General features: G+C 60.9%; 3 protein-coding genes. All 3 read left to right on the top strand.

Features of this window, described 5'->3' with window-relative positions:
* Positions 1 to 2 precede the first annotated feature (2 nt).
* The 3 genes from AC5Y49_RS24390 to AC5Y49_RS24380 all read left to right on the top strand — a co-directional run bounded on the left by AC5Y49_RS24390 (position 3) and on the right by AC5Y49_RS24380 (position 4,796).
* Positions 3 to 413: an MmpS family transport accessory protein gene (locus AC5Y49_RS24390; protein WP_499891954.1), complete on the top strand. Its 411-nt coding sequence runs from the start codon at positions 3 to 5 to the stop codon at positions 411 to 413.
* 9 nt (positions 414 to 422) lie between these two features.
* A complete protein-coding gene (locus tag AC5Y49_RS24385) occupies positions 423 to 3,233 on the top strand; it encodes an MMPL/RND family transporter (RefSeq protein WP_499891953.1) in 2,811 nt (936 codons plus the stop codon).
* A 552-nt stretch (positions 3,234 to 3,785) separates the two neighbouring features.
* Positions 3,786 to 4,796, top strand: a complete 1,011-nt coding sequence (locus AC5Y49_RS24380; RefSeq protein WP_499891952.1) for an alpha/beta hydrolase — start codon at positions 3,786 to 3,788, stop codon at positions 4,794 to 4,796.
* The last annotated feature ends 245 nt before the right edge of the window (positions 4,797 to 5,041 follow it).

The raw sequence follows: 5,041 nt of genomic DNA, 5'->3' as shown, positions 1-5,041 counted from the left end.
TCATCGCCGGTCTCTGGATCACTGCAGGTAGCTACGTTCTCACCGCGAAGGATGTCGCGGTGGCGCACTCACCCGAGAAGCCGACGCAGTCGCCGTTGGCGGCATTGTCCCTTTCCCTGGAGGAGTCTAAGAATGTCACCTACGAGGTGTTCAGTTCGACCAACTCCGAGGTCACCGTCTCCTATCTCGATGAGCAGGGCCAAGCGAAGCTGTTCACTGGACCGTCACCGTGGAGCATGACACTAACGACAAGCGATATCGGGTTCGCGGCCGGCGTGACGGCGCTTTCGGCGAACGACACAGTGACCTGCCGGATCAGCGTCGACGGCAATGTCACCGACGAGAAGACCGACATTGGCTCCAGTCCTTCGGTTAGCTGCAACCTCTTGGCTTTTCGCAAGCTGCCCGGTTAGGACGCATCGTTGGCTCCTGTACAGGACGGCTCCAGGCTTTCTCGCATCTCGGCGTTGATCAATCGATTAGCGCTACCGATCGTCGGGATCTGGATCCTGGCCGCGGCTGGGTTGAATCTGGTTGCCCCGTCGCCGGCGAAAATGATCCTTGAGCACAGCCGGCCGATGATTCCCACCAACACGGTGTCCAGCCAGGCGATGCAGCGCATCGGCAAAGCCTTCGGCGAGTCGTCATCGAATAATCAGGCGGTCATCATCATCGAGAAGGACGAGCCGTTCGACGACGACGACCGCCACTTCCGCGTCGACCTCTTGCGTAAGTTGGTGGCCGACACCGACAGCGTGGAATCGGTGTTCGATACCTGGTCGGGTCCGCAAGCCGCGGCACTCACCGAAAGCCCGGATAAACAGCTGACCTTTCTGCAACTGCACCTGGTCGGCGATCTCGGCACACCGGATGCCTTCAAGTCGGTCGAGTCGGTGCAATCGGTCATTAACTCGATGAAGAAGCCGGACGGGACCACTATCTACATCACTGGTTTGAGCCAGGCAGCCTTCGATCAAATCGAGTCGGTCATGCACGATGTCGTTGTCATCGGCACCCTCTCGGTCATTCTCGTCGGGATCCTGTTGCTGCTGATCTACCGCTCCATCTTCGTTGCGGTGCTGCCGCTATTCACGTTCGGCCTCGCCATCGGCACTGCCACACCAGTGGTTGGCCTGCTGATACAGGCGAACCTGCTGCCGGCATCGATGTTCACCAACGCGATGATGAGTGCGCTGATGCTCGGGGCGGGCACCGACTATTCGATCTTCGTCATCGGCCGATACCAGGAGGGGCGGCGCAACGGCCTAGGCATCGACGAGGCTTTCCAAGCCGCCTACCGTGGGATCGCCCCGGTGATCCTCGCCTCCGGTCTGACGGTGGCTGGTGGGCTCGCCTGCATGGATCTCACCCAACTGGATATGTTCCAGACCATCGGATTGCCCTGCGCCACGGGCATGCTCGTTGCGGTCGCCTCTGCGCTGACTGTGACACCTGCTGTGCTGTTGATCGGCGCGAAGAAGTTCGGACTATTCGAGCCGCTGGCGCGGACCCACAGCATCACGATGTGGCGGCGAATGGGCATCCGGATCGCCCGTTGGCCCGTGCCCATCTTTGTCGGGACCTCGGCCGTGCTCGTCGTGTTGATGCTGGCCATCCCGACCGCGGAATTCAACTACGACGAACTCGACTTCGTGCCCCCGAAGCTATCGAGCTCACAGGGTCTGGCTGTAGCCAAAAAGCACTTCCCGTTGAGCCAGCTGTCCCCGGACACCATCCTCATCGAGGCCGACCACGACTTGCGCAATTCGGCAGACATCGGCGTGCTGGAGAAGGCGGCGCAGAGAATCAACCAGATGCCCGACGTCAACTTCGTGCAATGGCTTACTCGGCCGCTGGGCGTCCCGTTAAATCAAGCCTCGCTGACCTACGGGGTTGGCTATGTCGGAACGTTGATGTCGCAGAACTCGATCGTCCTCGACCAGCGTGCCAAACAGATGCGCCAACTCACCGACAACCTCGGCCAGATGATCACCACGATCGACGGGCTGCAAACACAGTTGGCCTCCGCTCAGCAGGGCATGCAACAGCTCAATTCGCTAGCCGCGCAGATCCAAGACAGAGTGCGCAACCTCAACGACCGCATGAACAACTTCAGCGCCATCATCGAGCACGTGCGCCAATCGGTTGATGCCCAGCCGGATTGCGCAGCACAACCCCTGTGCAAGGGAGCAAAGACAGCGGTGACCAATTTCGACGGCATCAACACGCTCAGCACGACCGTGCAGCAGCTGGCACGCAATTCCCTGTCGGTCGGCAACAATCTGTTTAAGTCCGCCGATGCCATTCCGCTCATGACCAGTTCGCTCACGCAGATGCACGACATTGCGGTGTCGATGAACACCACCTTGTCGGAGCTGATAGCGCAGATGAACACCATCACCGACTTCATGCGCGACTTCGCGACGAGCAACGCGGGGACGGGCGAATACTTCTACTTCCCCGCGCAAACTCTCGATGACCCGCGGTTCAAACCGATTTTGCACCTCATGTTCTCCGCCGACGGCAAAACCACCCGGATGCTGGTCATGGGTAAGAACGACAGCTTCAGCATCGGCGGGATGGACCTCGCGCAACAGTTAGGCCCTGCCATGGAGGTGGCCCTGAAGGGAACTCCACTGCAGGGCAGCATCATCAGCATCGGGGGCGCCAGCGCGATGATGAGCGATTTGCACGCTATCCTCACACACGACGAGAAGATCATCCTGATCAGCGCCCTAACGCTGGTACTCACGGTCATTCTGATTCTGCTGCGCAGTGTGAACGCGGCGGTGATCGTGGTGACCTCGGTGGTGGTGTCCTTCGCGTCGACCCTCGGGCTGAGCCTGCTGATTTGGCAGCATCTGCTCGGCACGCGATTACACTGGTCCATCCCGGTGGCCGTCTTCGCGATCCTGATATCGGTTGGCGCGGACTATAACTTGCTGATCGCGTCTCGGTTCAAAGAGGAGATGGGTGCTGGGATCCGGACTGGGGTCATCCGTTCGGTCGCGGGCACCGGAGGAGTGGTCACAACCGCCGGCATGGTTTTCGCGATGACGATGTTCGCCATGGTGGGCGCAAGCCTGCTCAACGTTGCCCAGATGGGTTCTACCATCGGGCTTGGCCTGATCATCGACACCTTCATCGTACGGACCTGCACGGTGCCGACGCTCGCGGTGATGCTCGGCACGAAATTCTGGTGGCCGATAACGCTTACCGCGAAGCGGTGCTAGCACGTTTCGGCCTTTTGGTGATCTTGTTGACTACCGCGACGGGTCCCGCCCGCTGCCGTCGAGTTTTTCCGAAGGTGCGTCCGATGAAGTTCGAGTACCGGGTGCGGCGATGTTGTTCGGCCGCAGATAGGCGGTCAGGCCCTCGCGATCGGTCAGGTTTTTCATCGCTGCCGAAGATCTTGGCCAACACGCTGCGCAGCCGATGTTCTCTGAACTGGTTGGCGTAGAGGGTGTTTGGTGGTTGGGGTCAGGTGAGGTTGCGCTCAACGAGGTGGCTGAAGTGCGGGATGCCGAGGTGGATGGTAGCCGCACGACCTATCAGGCTGGCGATATCGCGCAGTCCGACCTGTGTGGTTCCCGTCGACCATGGTCCCGGCCGGGTACGGTCAGACCCGTTGCCGATGCAGTTGCCGGTGCTGACGATTGCAGGCTATTTGGCGGTGGCTCTCAGCGGTTCCTGATCACGACTTGCCGTGGCGAGGATTTATTCGAGGCCGCTCCTCGTTGGGCGTACGGTACCCGATACACGCGGTACCATGTATTGTCAGCATCATGAATGAGTGTGACTGGCAAGATCGGCCCACGCGCGCCCACGTCGGTTCTATTTGCTGGCAGTCGCGCCTGCTGGCGTTGCTGACGGCGATCTTCGTGCGCCCGGTGCTCGCTACCTTGACCGTCATCGGCATGGTCGTCAACCGTTTTCGTCCTGATATGTTGCAGCGTGCACGTCTTGATGTCATCGACAAACTGCTGCGGATGCCGCCGTTGCCGGGAACTGAAGTGGTCCCCGTAACCTTGCCGCGCTGCCCGGCCGAGTGGGTCGTATTTCCGGCGGCCCGCGGCTCGGACCGGGTTATCGTCTACTTCCACGGCTCGGCGCTGGTGACTTTGGGCCTCAATTCGCACCGGCGGTTGGTCAGTAAGCTCTCGCAACAGACCGACGCGCAGGTGTTCAACGTGGGTTACCGGCTGGCCCCGCAGGCCCGTATTGAGGACGCCGTATCCGACGGGCTCGACGCCTACCGGTACGTTATATCGCTCGGGTTTTCAGCAGATCGCATTGTGCTGGCCGGAGATTCGGCGGGGGGTATGGTAGCTGCCGGTACCGCGCTGGCCGCCCGCGACGCCGGGCTGCCGGTGCCTGCGGGCCAGGCGTTGATGTCACCGCTGACGTCGTCGGATATGGGACTGAAGTATCGGGCATTCAAAGAGCATCGCGACGTGATGTTTCCCTTCATGACGGTGAAGTTCCTCTATGACGTGTTCGTCACCGTCAACGGCACCCGTCCGGCGCCGGTCATGGCGTCGGAGGCTGATCTGCACGGCCTTGGCCCGTTTTTGCTTCAAGTCGGCACCCACGAGATGCTGCTGAATGACACCCTAGTGCTGGCCGAGCGGCTGCGGGCCGACGGGGTGCCGGTGTGGGTTCAGCAGTGGCACAAGGCGATGCATGTGTTCCAATTCGGCTTCGATGTCAACCCAGATGCTCTTCGCGCCGTTGAGGAGGTAGCGGCATTTATCCGTTACCTCACCGCCCCACCTGAAGAAGCTAGCGTCGCGTAGTCGCAAGTTTGCGCGGGTCGTGCGACGCAGAACAACCGATGGCGTGTCGTAGGAGTACTTTGGGCGTCCTCGGCTTACGTGGCAGCCTTGCGACGCTGCGACCCAATCCCGGTGACCGCTTCGCGGCTGCGGTGAGCCTGCGGCGGACATTGCCACGCGACCAGCCGGTCACCTCGACCACCTGATCCAGAATCCTGCCCTTATCCGCCTTCGACGACTTCACATACGGCGGCGGCCGGCCTGCG

Source organism: Mycobacterium sp. NGS62 (genome assembly GCF_059812285.1).
The sequence above is the reverse complement of the archived record's forward strand: the minus strand, read 5'-3'. Positions and strand labels throughout refer to the sequence as shown.